This is a genomic window from Duganella sp. LjRoot269, from assembly GCF_964254095.1.
Classification (GTDB): domain Bacteria; phylum Pseudomonadota; class Gammaproteobacteria; order Burkholderiales; family Burkholderiaceae_D; genus Rugamonas; species Rugamonas hordei.
The window spans coordinates 4,210,214-4,224,479 of record NZ_CAXUSL020000001.1; the positions used below are offsets into that span (position 1 = coordinate 4,210,214).

Here is a 14,266-nt window from a genome sequence, read left to right on the forward strand (position 1 = left end):
TTGGGGGGAGGTAATCACTTCCCCAAACACGCACTCCCTAATGTTTGACATGCCAATTGGTTTGGTGAAAAATAGTCGGAGATCAACTATACCGTTCAGACATTTCTCGATAAGGCGTTAGCCCCACAATGGCCATTTGGCAGGTTGATTTACACCTGATTCAAACCGCAGACGATTTGCCGGATACGGCCAACGACGGATGGATACCTCCGCTCTTAGCCGGTGACAAGCTGCTGCAAGCGAGAGAACTACTCCTCGACTATCTCGGTCCACCCTGGCAAATGGTTGATGAGTGGTTCGTGTTCGGCCCGGAGAATGGTAGCCGTGTCGACGTAGTGTTTGAGACACCGAGCACTGCGGCGGTGGTCGTTCGTTTCGACGCGCGCAACGATGGCATTCAGTTCCCAGCTCTCCTTTGCAAGCTGGCGCAAAAGCTCGGCTGCTTGTTTTTCTCACCCGACACTGGCGGCCTTGTTGAGCCGGATTGTGAAACTCTGGTAGCCGCCATCGATGCTGCTCACAACGCGGCGGTGCTGCGGGGTCTAAAAGTCAAATAGTCCAACTACGACGTTTGACTCTAGCCTTGTGGTGCCGGCGACATCTACATACCACCACGTCCCTGCATTTACTTGATGCAGAAACTTCCTAGCACCGACCAGATCAACTCGGCGCCGCTACCGGGTGACTATCGGACACAGCGGACATAGAGTTGAAGTCCTGCGCTACCAACTCTCGCACGCCAACGTAGGCCATGCGACCGGCACCGGGACAGCAAGAAGGAACAACAGCAGTCTTGGTCGCCAACACTAGCTTCTCAACGCCACAACGACGGCACTTATGGACGAAATATCTCTGTTTCATGGTTGTTATCGGCCACTGCCAATCATCAGTTCAGAGGAAATTGCTCGCAGATTGTTTCATACATCTCGTCGTAATCCTCAAACCGATCTACAGTAGCGATGGTGACTTGCCGATTTTCCAGTATCGTCATCTGGATTTCTCCGCCGATAAAGACGCGTTTTTCGAGGGGGAACCCCTCTTGTTCCTGCCGCTGCCGGCGTACTGCACGAGCGAAGTCTTGCAACGATTCGATCATAAATTCACATCCCGGCTTTGTTCTCAACCCATCGCCCAATCGCTCCGACACGAAATCATTTTCTGAACGATAAGCAAATGCTACGTAACGCTTCTCCTCTAGCGAATACCCAAAGTGATAGACCGTTGAAGTGATGCCTTCGGCATCCGCATAAGCGCCCCACAATTGTCGCAAAACTGGCTCAACAAACTCATCAAGATGGGCCATGTCTTTCGCAACAAAACGCAGTAGCTTAACAAGCCAGTCAGAAGCGAAATTTGAAAGGCCCGTTACGCACATCAGACCTCCTAAATGCGGAATCGGAAAAGCTTTGGATGTGTAGCCATTCGGAGTTCCCTGCAGATCCGTCGACAGAGTATCCATCACCACAATGACCTGTTCCGGCTGTACGTTAAAAATCAATGCAGTCATTTATCTTCTTTCCATGGCATTCAGTCAAAGTTAAGACGCGGTATTGAGTCATTTCCGCCCTCGATCGTTGCTGCAAAATCTCGTTTAGAAAGTCGGCGGATTGCCTCCGCAGCCACATACTGAGCGCGCATGCCAAGCTTACCGAGCTGAATCTTTGTACGCTGGTGACTCGCGTATCGGCTCTCAACATAGTTGGGGAAGCCTACACACGCAGCGAGGAAAAAGTGATCATTGGCGCGCGGCACCCTCTCGACTACCGCCTTGGATAAGGCTTCGATATTATGACCGTATCTTCTGAGCTGGGATTCGGATTGCCCTAAATATGCAAGCACTCCTTTCATCGCAAGTTCAGCGGACAAGCACGCGGACTGAATTGCCGAGCTCCCTCCGGCTCCACTTTTTAGCGCGTGTGCAGTACTGGTGATAGCAGAGCACGAGTTTGCCCAGAGATCATCGGCAATCAGATTTTTCCCAGAGAGGTCGCCAATACTGTATGCCAGGTCCCATATGTCTGCGACGGAGTAAATAGCGCTCCAAACTTGGTCAGGATGACGTTGCCATATCAACTGTAATTCGCTGGCTGAGATATCTATCGATTTCACGGGGTCCACCATGAACTGGCCGTATCCAAGCTCAGCGGTCGCTAGATATGTTGTGTCGGGCAGTTGAACTGCCCCAGCAAGCAAACTGGGCACACTAAAATCACCCGACAGGTATAGCTCGCGATAGATTGCATTTAGCGGATTCCAGATTTTAGGATCAAGCACGTTCCAAGAAACGTTCTGCTGCTGAATCCACGCAAGCGCCACGTTAAAAGGGCGCGCGTGTAGCGGGACATCATCCCGAATGAGCTGCTCGTCCAACTCTTCGATAAACTGTCGACTTATCATACCTTGGCCCTAAAAGCCTATTTTGCGAGGTCTGCGGCGACGGGCCTCAGGAAACGCCAGGATGCGCAGGATGGCTTCTCTGGGGAGTTTGTATGCCTGCAGGTAGGCCCACGCTATAGCGGCCCCCTGCTCGCCCTCCAGGCGTATTCCATGCTCGACTATCGCCGTCAGCACGGCATTCTTTCGTGGCTCATCTTCCATCACTGGCTCCAATCTCGTTCACCGTCACGCATAGTTCGCCTTCGTTCATATCTTAACGCAGGTATGTTGTGCCCCATCAATATCCTGTGGCAGGTCGTTTCTCGCAGTCCTCAATGAGTAGTCGGCTTAAGCGCTCGATACCCCGCGCGAGTCAATTCAGGAGCTTCAATATGAAACTCGCAAAGCCAAGCATCTCGTAGGATCTGCTCAGGGCGTTTTTCATCCGGTGGACTCACATGGAGGCCGGACAACTCAAACCGCTCTTCACTCATAAACTCGATATCGCAATCAATCAACCGTTTAGGGGTCCCTGTCGGTGCGCCATACGCAGCCAATTCTGCTGTCATTGTGTGGCGGTTCAGCGCCCGCTCAAACTGGCTCGATACAATCAAGTTGCCGTTACTGCTGACCATGTCACGCAGTGCGCTTCGTGGACGGGCGACTCCATTCTGATAAGTATCCGCAACCCGAAACCCTTTGACAAAATCTGGCGGCATTAGGTCGCACACCCAAGTTTGATACACCTCCCGCTTGTCCTCCTTGAGAACCTCTATTCCGGAGAGAATTAGCCCGCGCTCTTTCAACCAAACGAGCTTAGGCCTGGCGATTTCGGCCAAGATACGCTGCTCACCTATCGGATGGATTCTGGCGAGCTTCACAGGCCGACGGCTACCATAGTCGGTGACGTTTACGACCGTCAGCTGACACGGCCGTGCTCCTTCCCCCAAGGGAACTGCTTCATCAAGAAGGCTACCATCCGCCCGGCGCCTCGACACCCACGCACGCATTCTCGCCCCGACACTGTACATAAACACAGTTATAATATCAGAGTAAATTTCGGGTTACCATGTTTGTATGTGCGGAAGACTTGACCAAAGTGACGTGGAGAGGTTGCTAGCCGACTTCAGTTGGGCAGATGTGATTCTGCGCCGCGATAGCGGGCGCAGGCTGTTTAACGCGGCGCCCGGAGCGCAGCTGCCTATTCTCTACATGGACGGACCAAACCTAGTTTTGGAAGACCGTTTTTGAGGCTATCTTGGCCCCGACGCGCCGCCAGGTGCAAGCCGGCCAGTGCCAAACGCGCAGATCGCTAAACTCCTTGGCCGCTACTGGGGATCACTAGTGCGCAGTCGACGTGTGATTGTGCCGGCAAACGGTTGGTACGAATGGGTTCAGGATCCGGACAATCCTAAGAAAAAGCTCCGTTGGCACATTCATCGCGCTGACTGTGAACTCCTCTATATGGCGGGAATCTCACTGTGGAAGGAGACCGAAAAACCGTATGAGAGCGGCTTCGTGACTATCACCGCCGAGGCCCAGGGAAGTATGGTCAATCCATTCCAGGGCGCCAATCGTGTTTACTGCAGCAGATGCAGCGACGTGGCTCGACCCCGAAATCTCAGGTGAGCAAGCTGCGGAACTGGCACGGACGATGGCCCTTGGTCCGGACACCTTTGCCTGGTTTGAGGTCAGAAGTACAGTGAAAGAAGGAGACGAACTGGCGCAACCACTTAACACGGAGACTGCGGAGACTCTCTCGCTACAATTGAACTTATTGTGAACGAAGACGAGAGTCATCGCCATTTCAACAAGAGCCAAATTGTCCGGCCAGCGGGCGGCGATGTTAGACGCGATTATTCCCGCGCGATGCGCCTATAACTCAGCCCAAGCTTTCCCTGAAGCCGAATCTCGACTGTACTCCTCTTCTGGGACGTGCTTTGCTCAACGGATTTAATTGGATTCAACCTGCCTTGCTGGCGGTTTTTTTGTTGTGCAACGGCATAACGCTTGCCGAGCAAACGCGTCATCGGATCGATGCTTCGATTTTCAGACTCGACACAATCGCCCTTCGATATCCAGTGTTAATTTGCGCCGGCGCCATCTCCACGTAATGCTTAGCGCTTTCCAATTGTTCGCCGCTCAACTGAGTCAGGTGCGCGAGCACGCCCTCCTCTGTTGGCATCACGCCGCGACTGTTACGCAAGCCGCATGGAAGGTTGGTCCAGGCCACACCGTCCAAACCCTGCAACTTCGCCCACTTGGTAATCTCCGCTGCACACATCCCGTGAGACTTATCGTCCACCGAATTCCAGCGGCCGATGTCCTTCGCCATGCGCGACGTGATTCCTTCGCGGTAGGCCAGCGCCAGGATGCCTGCACTTACATCCTCGACTGACAGCAAGCACCAGTATGATTGGACCGCTTTCACGCCATTACAAAGCACGAGCGTGATGCGGCCGTCAGCTGACTCACGCGCAAATTCAATCGGCAGCATCGGGCCGTCCGCCATCCATTCGCCAAGGACAGGCAGACTCCTTGGATCCCACACGAGAGATCCCCATCCAATACAAGCTATCCGTTTCTTCACTCGCCCCCCTTTTTTTTACGAAGATAGATTCCCAGCGGCGCAAGTGGGGGTAATCGAGATAGCGCATTCGAGTCCCTGATGCGCCGAAAATCTGCCCTATCTCGCGCTGGCAGGTCAAACGTACCTCAGCACACAGACCGCCATGACGCCGAGAAGTCCCGCAATTACGCCGACGAACCTTAGTCGCATTACGATTGCAGGCAGCATCGCTTCAGTCATAACACACCTAGTTCAATGGGTGATCCCATTTAAATTCGCGCTCCGTTCTTTCGCTCCCACCATTCTATCCAATGCCATAAGGGTCCACCTGGATTGATCCTGTTTCAAAAAAACCACAGTGAACACCTACCGACCAAGACGCAAAATTATTCCGAAAAAGTAGCGTGCCTAGCCGTGTTCTTTATCGAAAATCGTACATGCAGCGGTTCTCATTTCAGCCTCTAGGCAGAAGATTTTTCGGCCATTCGCTACGATGAAATTTTCATGAATTGGATTTTTTAAGAGGCTTCAATTTGCGGCGACGGACGACGCGGGCGACCGTTTTCCTTTCTGATTTATTCGTCGGCGGTACAACAAAGTCCTCCTTGTCACAGTTAGGATGATATCAAGCGACTACTCAAAATGGTTTTGATGTGGATGCTGGCGCCGTGCATCTCGACCTATCGAACGAGGGAGACGTGCGGGAGCACCGTATATTTTCAAAGGAGGGGCAATGCAACCGTCTCAACGTGTGATTGATGCAATCGATCGGTTGTTCACAAAAGCCATGTGGGATACAGGTCAAGCCCGCAAAATTGCCAAGTTCCTGATGTGCTGGGGGAATGAGCCAGTCCACGGCGGATTTGATCTTGCGAATATCCGGAGCCTTGATACGGAAATTTCGCGCGACATGTGGACTCTGACAGAGTACCTCTTCGCCAGCGGTTTCAAATACCCTATCGACATAGGGTTCGAGGACCGGTTCGTTGCACTCGTGCGCCAATATCGACCGGAACTCTTCGAGCGCCCCGTTTTTCAATCCGCCGCCGCAGAACCCGACGGGGACGCGCGCGTGAACTCACTGTGGCAAGCAGAGTCCCTGCCCCCTGGTCTAAAGGATGTGGAGAAATTTATGTGCCACTACTCTGTCGACTCCTTGCGCTTTTACCTTCCCGAGGCCAGTAAAGGGTAACGAACGCTCGGACATCCGGCGGACGCAAAAGCTACCCGAATCTCGGGTGGCTTTACCGGCCTACCTGTTAAAAGGCCCACCACCTGAGCCACGTAGAGTAAGTTCTGAACCCATCCTCGACTCTGTCATCCAACTAGGGCGACTGGTGTACTCCTCCACGGTTCCAATCAACGGATAAACATGAAAGTACCTAACGAAATATTCGCTGCACTCAACCGCTTGTTTCTTACTGTTGCAAGCCGTACCGAGGGGGCCGAACACATTGCGTCTTTTTTGCTCGCATGGGCAAATCACAAGGAATACGGCGGCTTCAATCTTGCGTCGTTAGCGCGGCTAGATGCACTGGTCATCAAGGACATTCAGGTAGTCACTAACGCCCTATTCGACTGCGGCTTTTTTCGCCTGAGCGATCTAGGTTTCGGACCGCAAATTCAGCGCGTTAGCCGCATATATCAGGAAGAAATTTCTATACGGCGACGGAAACGCAATCAGCGCGCAAGAGCGAATTCATGGCGCAGGCAGCGGGCACTGGCGGACCTCTTGTCATATCTCCATGAAAATTCAGGCGCGTTCAACGAGGCGACCGCTCGAATCGCATCAATGAACATGCGGCAAATGCGTGCCGAACTTCACCGCCTGACCGGAATGAGCTATATGACTACGGAAGATATGGAAGCACTTATCCGCAAAGTACGAGACCAGAGAAATCAGTGGGTATCAGGCTGAGTACTCATTGATCGGTGAGCGATTAGGCGCTGCTCAATCAGTCACTAACGGAACTGCAAAAACAATCTCGATTGACCGGTTCGATTACGGAATCCATCCGACCAAGTTCGGCGAATGCCATCACCATGCGCCCTAACTCGCTCAATCTTTAACCAACACTGTCAGCATTAACAGGAGCTACATGTCACGACCAACCATCAAACTGCCAGAAAATCGCACGCAAAAACCTGCGGATATAGCGTCAGCAAAAGCGCGGCGCACCAGATACGTCGTACCACTGCCGACCTCGCCGTCTAGCCCGGCTGATCCGCGCTCGACGCATAACATCGAGCACAAGCGACACTCTGGGCATGATGTAGTTCGCTCCGTCCTGAGCATTCCTCAAAGAATGCCGCGAGATGAACTACCCGCATCCGAGATGGCCCTCGCGCCCAATACTCTCGCTGAGAGTTGTACAGATCCCCTGAAGCAATTCCGGCCGATATATGGTGTGTTTAAGGAGAGCGCGAAACGTCTCTCCCGCATTACCTGCGCGAAGCTCAGTGCCTCGCAAGAAACCTTAGCCCGCATCTACGGGTATAAAAACGCAGATGATTTAAGGAAAACGCTCGATGTGCCAGGTTATCACGGCCCCTACGATGATGAGCACCCGACGTACTGGCAGAGTGACAAAGGCCAAGAACATAAACGTCAACGCTTTATCCGGGCAATAGATGTAATTAAGAACGATTGCCCTTGGCTGTACATCGACTCACCGGGGCCAGCGGAACATATCATCGCAGCACTGGAGCTTTTCTCAAACGCAGATGTGCAGCGCGCCGGATTCCAACGTTTGAATTTGCGGCTCCCAGATAGCGCAGGACGCAAAGAGGTACGCGCGATGATGCTAGAAGACGTCCACGTCCAGGGAAAGTAATTGCAACACCAACGGAAAGCAGGAAACTGCGATTGCTAGACTTCCGGCCACCGTGCCGGTTACTCGTGGTCTCCAATGAGGTCTTCTCGAGCAGCGCTTCGTTCAAGGAGCATTCCACTCCTGGGTAAGAAATCCGGCCGCTGCTAGCGGCCGGCATAATTATTTAAACCTTTTACACCGTTCCTCCAATTCCATCTGCCCAAGCTTCAGAAACGGTGCTGCGGCGCCTGCGCTGCCTTCAGCTTACCCAGCGAACTCGACTTTGCGTGCGACGTATACCGGTTCTCCCTCGCTGCCGATGAGCACCTCTTCATCTGCCGACAGCAAAACAGGAAAAAGCGCCTTCTTCGCGTTCACGTAATCAGAATCAGGCACAAACCTCGACAGGTACCTGCTCCGCGACGCGACGTAGAGAAGGTCCTGAAACTGCTTATCGGTGTCCACCCAGCCAAGCAGGGCCTGCGTTTCTGCGAGCCAGAGCACCAGCACCTGCCTGACACCACTGGACTCGCCGATCGCATCGTCAACGTCATATGTGCTAATTGCGACCGTGCCGCCCTTGCCTGGCCAAGCTAAATACGGCCTCGAGTGAAAACCAGCACAGCATCCGTCAAGCGTCAGTTCGGCTCCGCTGATAGTGCGCAGCCAGTGGTCAGTGATACGTCGAGACGAAATCACAATCATCGGAAGATGATGATATTCCTTCGGAATGAGCGATGGCAGATAAGCGCCCTGCGTCATCAGAAAAGCGCTGGGATATTGGCGCAGCCCATCCCGCGCCGCACCAAGGCGGGGCTCACTTTGTGATGCTGCGTGCAGGTCGAACTCGGTGGTGCTAGTAATCATAGTGTCCTCAAAAAGTCGTTGAACACAGTATAGGCACGAGGCCTCTTTTGGTTTAGATATTTTTTGCTATCCTTTCTAATAGACCCATACTGCATCAGGTTTAGTTTAAAAATACACCACCGCGACGACGGCTAAAAAGAGGTGCTTTACTTTGGATGAAAAATCCAAAGACAACCCCACCTCTACGATGGGCTGGCGGCAAACAGCGTCTGCTTCCAGCTCTTATTCCACACATTCCACGCACCGGCAGGCTGATAGAACCGTTCGTTGGCGCAGGCTCCGTTTTTCTTAATTCCGGCCAGCGTGACATCGTCATCAACGACCTCAATCGGGATTTGGTCTCAATGTACGAGATGCTGCGAGATGCGCCTGGCGACTACATTAACGGTGCATGCGCCCTCTTCGCCGATTCGATGCACTCGCAGCACGCTTACTTAGACGTAAGACGCAAATTCAATAGCTCCACGGACCTGCGCGAGCGCGCGATGCTCCTCCTCTACCTTAACAAGTTCAATTTCAATGGCCTATTCCGGGTGAACCGCAACGGCGAATACAACGTCCCCTACGGACATCCTAAGACGCCGCCCGCATTCCCTGAACCGCAGCTTCTAGCGATGGCGGAGAGATTGAAGTCAGCCACGATTTTGCACGGTGACTTCCGAGTACCAATGGCCATGGCTGCGACGGGTGATGTCGTGTACTGCGATCCCCCGTACGCCGACGCGACGTTAGGAGTAAGTAGCTTCGTAAGCTATACGTCGACGGGCTTCACGACAAATGACCAGATAGACCTAGCGACACTGGCCAGAGATGCATGCGCGCGAGGGGCGACAGTCATCCTGTCAAATCACGATACAAAGTGGGTCCGAGACCTCTATGCAGGCATGGAACTGCACAGTGTTGATGTGCGCAGAAGCATTGCAGCAAATGCCGCTCGCCGGAAACCAGCCGGTGAACTCATAGCAGTCCTTCGGCCGCGCCCGCCCAAGTGAGAGGAAGACGGCGGCCGCCAAACTGAGCCCCGACCAGATTGCAGCGCTGCTAATTAGAGCTGCTTGATGGGTACGGAGCAGCGCCGGCCGATACTTTCTATGACAACCGCGTTGGCGCCGACAACTTGCGCATGGCGCAAATCGTACGGCCAAGGCCTCAAAAAAAACTTAGGAAATCTAAAACAACGACGCAATGATTTCTACACATCGAATGCACAGCTCAATTGGCGCTGTCACCGCCTTCATAAGCAAAGGCGTCTATTCACCAACTTAAGGAACAATATGAAACCAATCTTAATGGCCAGATTTTCGCCTGACGATATCAAGAAAATCGCGCCTGAGCTGCTCGATGTCGAACAGCGATTGCATGTGTTGAACGGCGCGACAGACATGGTCATGGGAGTACTACATCCCGGCGACTTAAATGAACTCCACAAACACGTCAACGAACCAGCCGGACACGTTAAGCGAGCCCACATTGCAGATGCAAATGCCCGGCTCGAACAAGGTTACGAAGAGTGTCCGCCTGACGGCCGTTGGGCACGAATAGCCTTCTTTTTGGACATACCAATGCTATTAATCAGCATTCCAGCCAACCGACCCGACGTATTCGCAGACATCCTAGATGGTCAATTCACTGCGCCATCTACCGGATACCAAACTGGCCGAAAAACGGTGCTCCTACGCACGCGTAGGAACCGTATAAATATCGGTCTCGATGAGCTACACGTGGACGCTTGGGAAGAAGCAAGGGAAGTCGGCGCAATGGACATCGTCTACATTTGTGATGGCTCTGTCGCGGTTTGTAGACATCCACTTCCGATAAATTTGCTGAATGCAATTGCAATGGCGAGCGACGGTCCTGTCCTGCCCGGTGCGTCGTCGTTCGGTTGGGAGGGTGAGCTCGCCGATGCCGATGTTGATACGGCGTTGGAATCGGCGCTGCTCGAGAAATGGACCCCGAATATCTACACGTCCCGAATTAATTCCACCGAAATTTTCAATCGCTGGAACGGCAAAGTAAGAAAGAACTACGAGAATCGCACGCAACTAGGGTTGAAGTTCCCCTACTAAAACCACGCCTCAGCCGTAAAACAGCGGCCGCATCTGGTCGGCTGCTTGTTTACGCTGAGACGCCTTGCCTGCGGTACTTTAAGTTCGTCCTCATACGGACTCGTTCGATAACCATTCGATGGCCGAAACGAACTGCCGCATGATACGTGGGGGTTTGTGCGAATTCTTCGAAGATCCCTTGTAAGTGCGATTCGCGGTCTGCCCGTCGAGGTATGAGAAATCGTGACCTTCGCGATGAAATCAGCAGCGAGGGCGTCCAAAAAAACGGCTCCTATTTAGGAGCCATTTTCATCAATCAGCGTGGTCCAAATCCTGGACCATCCATGAGGTACAACGGCTCGCCTCGTTCACTGATGATGCACATCTCCCTGTCCGAAATCAGTGGCGGGAACTGCGCCATTTTGCTAGCCGCATACTGTTTATCAGGAATAAACCGGCCGAGGCGCCAGCTGTTTTCTGCCGCATCCATGCGCTCGTAAAGTTCGTCATCCATCTCGACATAATCTAGTACCAGCTCAGTTTCGGTTACCCAAGCTACGAGCATCTGGTCACAGCGTGGATACGTGGCCAAAATTTCAGCAATCGGTTCCGCCGGCACGCCAACAGAAAACCCATCACCTGTCCACACCAGGTAAGACATCGAGTCCATGAAGTCCGACTGAAAAACGTCCAGAAATGCATCGCACTCGTCAACTGTCAGCGGCCAGCCGTCTGGTATTCGCTGCGACCGAAGGATAATCATTGGCAGTTGTTGGTGTTCCTCTTCCAATAAAGACCGCAGCAACGTGCCGTCTGCAATGTGAAACGCGCTAACGTTTTCGGCCAGCGTATTCAGAATCGGTTGCAGCTGCGGTTCGTCTAACAACACGTCAGCCAAATCAAATGTCGTAATGCTATCAATCATAGTTTCCTCAAAAGTTATCCTCAAACTATGTGTAGTCACCTCATCAGCTTGGCTTTAGATTTTTCGCAGGAAAACTGAAGTATTTTTTTACAGGCGCCTCTTGGGGAAGCCCTATTGCAGCAGGACCGACGCGAAATCCTATATTTTCATTAGGAAAACGCGACTCGCTGCGCGCGTTTAAAAGTGATGGCTATTCTCAGTGTCAACCGACATCAACAGAACAGGAAAATAGATATGCGACCACCAGCCCCACTCCGAATGGATAGCACAGGAAAAATCGTCTCACAACCGCAAGTTGGCATCCCGGCTTACAGGGCACGGCCAGTGAAGCCAAGCGTGAAATCCAGTATCGTGGACCGCCAAGCAGCCCTACGATATCTGCCTGGCCTGGGAGACCATCAGCACACGCTGTACGAAGCCTGTACTCGAAACGGCATCAATTGGAATCACGCGGCGATTCTGCTCAGCGCAGATGAAGTAGGCATCAACCAATTTCATGGCGATGGACCCGTTCTAATTGCGAACATTCCGCTTTACCTGCAACCGCATCTCGCTCAGGTGGTGACGACACAGCCTGAAATTATCAACATCGACTCGCTTGACCTCCAGGACACAGACTCATTCGCGGTCTGGAGCGTAAAGGACGGTGACGGCCGCCTCCACTCAGTCGCAGTACACGCCAGTATTCTCCCCAATCTGCTGACGCAGACGGAAGCTTCTGACAGCAACGAAATATCATTTGCTCGCGTCGCATTCTGCTGCGGAGATGCCGTTGCTATGGGCGGCTTCTGGTTTGACGAAGATGACTTATTCGAGGCGCAAGCGGCAGGAATGTGTAGCCAGAGCTATTTCGATTACTCCGAGGCAGAACGAATCGCGGCCGAAGCCAAAGTAATTAAAGCAGGTTCTCCAACTCCTTGGATTGCGACACCGTGGCAGGACGACGACGGAAGCATGTTTACTCAACTTCCCGTCTGCAGCAAACAATGACCCGGGCCAGATATTTGGATATTCAAGAACTCGCGGAGGTTTTAGACATCTCTGCGAGCTCGATTCGTCGTCGCCTGAAGCGCGCACCTTGGGAACTTCCGCCTGTTGCGCACCTAGGCCCGAATTTCCCACGGCGTTGGCGAGAGCACGAGGTGACAGTATGGATGTTCGAACGCGGCTTCCAAGCAAATAAGGAGGCACGCGGCGCGCTCGTCAGCGATCGCTAAATTCATCAACCCCGCCTTCAACCCCGCCATGTAGGAGGTGCTTCCTCAACGGGGAGTTGTCAGCGAACTATCCAAACGCCATACACCTTCAAATCGCTTGAACAGAAAACGGCACACCGTCTCTGTTGCACTCATCCTTCGCTGAATCAGTAACGATTCACACCGAAATTAAAAAAACCCGAGCACATAGCTCGATCTTCTGAATTAACCAATAACTCGTGTGCACCTGATTATGTTCGATCCTCAGAACTTGCGTGATAGCGCGCTGTCCAAAGATAGTCAAGCATATCCGAGGGGAGAAGATCATGGCTATCAATGGAATTCAGTTTCAAAAAGGAATGTCGCTGGCGCAGTTCATGAAGGAATACGGGACGGAGGAGCAATGCGAGGAGGCGCTGGTGCAGGCGCGTTGGCGCAACGGGTTCGAATGCCCGCGCTGTGCCCATCAGTTGGCTTATGAGTTCAAGCGCGGCGCCACGCGCTATTGGCAATGTAAAGCCTGTCGCTATCAAACCAGCTTGCGTGCCGGCACGGTGATGGAACATGGCCATTTGCCGCTGACGACCTGGTTTCTGGCGATTTACCTGATGACGCAATCGAAGACAAATATCGCCGCGTTGGCACTGATGCGGCACTTGGGCGTGTCGTGGAAGGCCGCCTGGCTGCTCAAGCATAAGCTCATGGAGGTGATGGTTCAGCGCGAGGCGAACAAACCTTTGCAGGGCGACGTACGGGTCGATGACGCCTATCTTGGCGGCGAACGCACCGGCGGCGGTCCGGGACGCGGCTCGTCGAACAAGGTGGCGTTTGTCGCCGCTGTCGAACTGCACGATGGCCGCCCGCAACGGGTACGCTTCGATCCGGTGGGCGGCTTCTCGTTTGCGGCACTCACGCCTTGGGCCAAACGCGCCATTGCGCCAGGGAGTTGCGTCGTTTCGGATGGTTTGCTCGGTTTCGAGGTGCTTGAACGGCTGGGATATACACACAAGGTTGTGCTGGCGCCACGGGGCAAGGCCGGCACTGAAATCGAGCCGTTCAAGTGGCTCAACGTGGTGCTGGGAAATCTGAAAACAGCACTCTCCGGTACCCATCACGCCTTTAAATTCGCCAAATACGCGCGGCGCTACCTGGCCGAGGTGCAGTACCGATTTAATCGACGCTCCGATATGGCCGCAATGCTGCCGCGTATGGCCGTTGCTGTTACGCATACCAGGCCGTGTCCAAGGCGCAAGATAATGGGAAAGTCTGAGGAAAAGACATAATCAGGCGTGTGCAACTGCAAACAAATATGGTCATCCAGTATGTCAAGATACCCGTGGTCGGTCCGCCCTATTGCTTATCGATTCTAATGCATAAGACCGAAAATTTTAAGAGGTGAAGCGAGTATCAAATGAACTCACCTGATTATGTTCGATCCTCAGAACTTGCGCGCCCGCCCGCCCGCTGTCCAATGA

15 protein-coding genes are annotated in these 14,266 nt (G+C 53.2%); 9 read left to right on the plus strand and 6 right to left on the minus strand.

Annotated elements, in window-relative coordinates:
- Positions 1–128 precede the first annotated feature (128 nt).
- Complete coding sequence (locus ACSQ3S_RS18865; protein ID WP_436143401.1) at positions 129–557, plus strand: hypothetical protein; 429 nt, start codon at positions 129–131, stop codon at positions 555–557.
- A gap of 329 nt (positions 558–886) precedes the next feature.
- Here the strand turns inward: ACSQ3S_RS18865 and ACSQ3S_RS18870 are convergent, their stop codons facing one another.
- The 3 genes from ACSQ3S_RS18870 to ACSQ3S_RS18880 form a co-directional block, all read right to left on the minus strand.
- On the minus strand, positions 887–1,507 hold the full coding sequence (locus ACSQ3S_RS18870) for a hypothetical protein (protein WP_436143402.1): 621 nt from the start codon (positions 1,505–1,507) through the stop codon (positions 887–889).
- A gap of 20 nt (positions 1,508–1,527) precedes the next feature.
- Positions 1,528–2,397, minus strand: a complete 870-nt coding sequence (locus ACSQ3S_RS18875) for a hypothetical protein (RefSeq protein ID WP_436143403.1) — start codon at positions 2,395–2,397, stop codon at positions 1,528–1,530.
- 311 nt (positions 2,398–2,708) lie between these two features.
- The gene (locus tag ACSQ3S_RS18880; RefSeq protein WP_436143404.1) at positions 2,709–3,215 is read right to left on the minus strand and encodes a hypothetical protein; all 507 of its coding nucleotides are present in this window, start codon (positions 3,213–3,215) and stop codon (positions 2,709–2,711) included.
- A gap of 454 nt (positions 3,216–3,669) precedes the next feature.
- Here ACSQ3S_RS18880 and ACSQ3S_RS18885 point away from each other — a divergent pair, with 454 nt between their 5' ends.
- A complete protein-coding gene (locus ACSQ3S_RS18885) occupies positions 3,670–4,005 on the plus strand; it encodes an SOS response-associated peptidase family protein (RefSeq protein ID WP_436143405.1) in 336 nt (111 codons plus the stop codon).
- A gap of 397 nt (positions 4,006–4,402) precedes the next feature.
- Here ACSQ3S_RS18885 and ACSQ3S_RS18890 read toward each other — a convergent pair whose 3' ends face one another.
- On the minus strand, positions 4,403–4,888 hold the full coding sequence (locus ACSQ3S_RS18890) for a hypothetical protein (RefSeq protein WP_436143406.1): 486 nt from the start codon (positions 4,886–4,888) through the stop codon (positions 4,403–4,405).
- Between the two features lie 790 nt (positions 4,889–5,678).
- Between ACSQ3S_RS18890 and ACSQ3S_RS18895 the strand changes: the two genes are divergently transcribed.
- The 3 genes from ACSQ3S_RS18895 (at position 5,679) to ACSQ3S_RS18905 (ending at position 7,779) form a co-directional block, all read left to right on the plus strand.
- Positions 5,679–6,137, plus strand: a complete 459-nt coding sequence (locus ACSQ3S_RS18895; protein ID WP_436143407.1) for a DUF7673 family protein — start codon at positions 5,679–5,681, stop codon at positions 6,135–6,137.
- A gap of 180 nt (positions 6,138–6,317) precedes the next feature.
- Positions 6,318–6,863, plus strand: a complete 546-nt coding sequence (locus ACSQ3S_RS18900; protein WP_436143408.1) for a DUF7673 family protein — start codon at positions 6,318–6,320, stop codon at positions 6,861–6,863.
- Positions 6,864–7,044: 181 nt separating this feature from the next.
- A complete protein-coding gene (locus tag ACSQ3S_RS18905) occupies positions 7,045–7,779 on the plus strand; it encodes a hypothetical protein (RefSeq protein WP_436143409.1) in 735 nt (244 codons plus the stop codon).
- Positions 7,780–8,022: 243 nt separating this feature from the next.
- Here the strand turns inward: ACSQ3S_RS18905 and ACSQ3S_RS18910 are convergent, their stop codons facing one another.
- On the minus strand, positions 8,023–8,625 hold the full coding sequence (locus tag ACSQ3S_RS18910; RefSeq protein WP_436143410.1) for a hypothetical protein: 603 nt from the start codon (positions 8,623–8,625) through the stop codon (positions 8,023–8,025).
- Positions 8,626–8,780: 155 nt separating this feature from the next.
- Between ACSQ3S_RS18910 and ACSQ3S_RS18915 the strand changes: the two genes are divergently transcribed.
- Both ACSQ3S_RS18915 and ACSQ3S_RS18920 read left to right on the plus strand, forming a co-directional pair.
- Positions 8,781–9,617: a DNA adenine methylase gene (locus ACSQ3S_RS18915; protein ID WP_436143411.1), complete on the plus strand. Its 837-nt coding sequence runs from the start codon at positions 8,781–8,783 to the stop codon at positions 9,615–9,617.
- Between the two features lie 282 nt (positions 9,618–9,899).
- Entirely contained in the window at positions 9,900–10,691 is a 792-nt protein-coding gene (locus ACSQ3S_RS18920) for a hypothetical protein (RefSeq protein WP_436143412.1), read from the plus strand.
- 295 nt (positions 10,692–10,986) lie between these two features.
- Here ACSQ3S_RS18920 and ACSQ3S_RS18925 read toward each other — a convergent pair whose 3' ends face one another.
- Positions 10,987–11,595 carry a hypothetical protein gene (locus tag ACSQ3S_RS18925; protein WP_436143413.1) on the minus strand — a complete coding sequence of 203 codons (609 nt, stop codon included), beginning with the start codon at positions 11,593–11,595 and terminating at the stop codon, positions 10,987–10,989.
- Between the two features lie 336 nt (positions 11,596–11,931).
- Between ACSQ3S_RS18925 and ACSQ3S_RS18930 the strand changes: the two genes are divergently transcribed.
- Entirely contained in the window at positions 11,932–12,585 is a 654-nt protein-coding gene (locus ACSQ3S_RS18930; RefSeq protein WP_436143414.1) for a hypothetical protein, read from the plus strand.
- 532 nt (positions 12,586–13,117) lie between these two features.
- Positions 13,118–14,074, plus strand: a complete 957-nt coding sequence (locus ACSQ3S_RS18935) for an IS1595 family transposase (RefSeq protein ID WP_436143415.1) — start codon at positions 13,118–13,120, stop codon at positions 14,072–14,074.
- Positions 14,075–14,266: the final 192 nt, after the last annotated feature.

Coding starts and splice junctions, on each gene's coding strand:
- ACSQ3S_RS18865 (WP_436143401.1), top strand. CDS start 129: ATGGCCATTTGGCAGGTTGATTTACACCTGATTCAAACCGCAGACGAT.
- ACSQ3S_RS18870 (WP_436143402.1), bottom strand. CDS start 1,507: ATGACTGCATTGATTTTTAACGTACAGCCGGAACAGGTCATTGTGGTG.
- ACSQ3S_RS18875 (WP_436143403.1), bottom strand. CDS start 2,397: ATGATAAGTCGACAGTTTATCGAAGAGTTGGACGAGCAGCTCATTCGG.
- ACSQ3S_RS18890 (WP_436143406.1), bottom strand. CDS start 4,888: ATGGCGGACGGCCCGATGCTGCCGATTGAATTTGCGCGTGAGTCAGCT.
- ACSQ3S_RS18895 (WP_436143407.1), top strand. CDS start 5,679: ATGCAACCGTCTCAACGTGTGATTGATGCAATCGATCGGTTGTTCACA.
- ACSQ3S_RS18900 (WP_436143408.1), top strand. CDS start 6,318: ATGAAAGTACCTAACGAAATATTCGCTGCACTCAACCGCTTGTTTCTT.
- ACSQ3S_RS18905 (WP_436143409.1), top strand. CDS start 7,045: ATGTCACGACCAACCATCAAACTGCCAGAAAATCGCACGCAAAAACCT.
- ACSQ3S_RS18910 (WP_436143410.1), bottom strand. CDS start 8,625: ATGATTACTAGCACCACCGAGTTCGACCTGCACGCAGCATCACAAAGT.
- ACSQ3S_RS18915 (WP_436143411.1), top strand. CDS start 8,781: ATGAAAAATCCAAAGACAACCCCACCTCTACGATGGGCTGGCGGCAAA.
- ACSQ3S_RS18920 (WP_436143412.1), top strand. CDS start 9,900: ATGAAACCAATCTTAATGGCCAGATTTTCGCCTGACGATATCAAGAAA.
- ACSQ3S_RS18925 (WP_436143413.1), bottom strand. CDS start 11,595: ATGATTGATAGCATTACGACATTTGATTTGGCTGACGTGTTGTTAGAC.
- ACSQ3S_RS18935 (WP_436143415.1), top strand. CDS start 13,118: ATGGCTATCAATGGAATTCAGTTTCAAAAAGGAATGTCGCTGGCGCAG.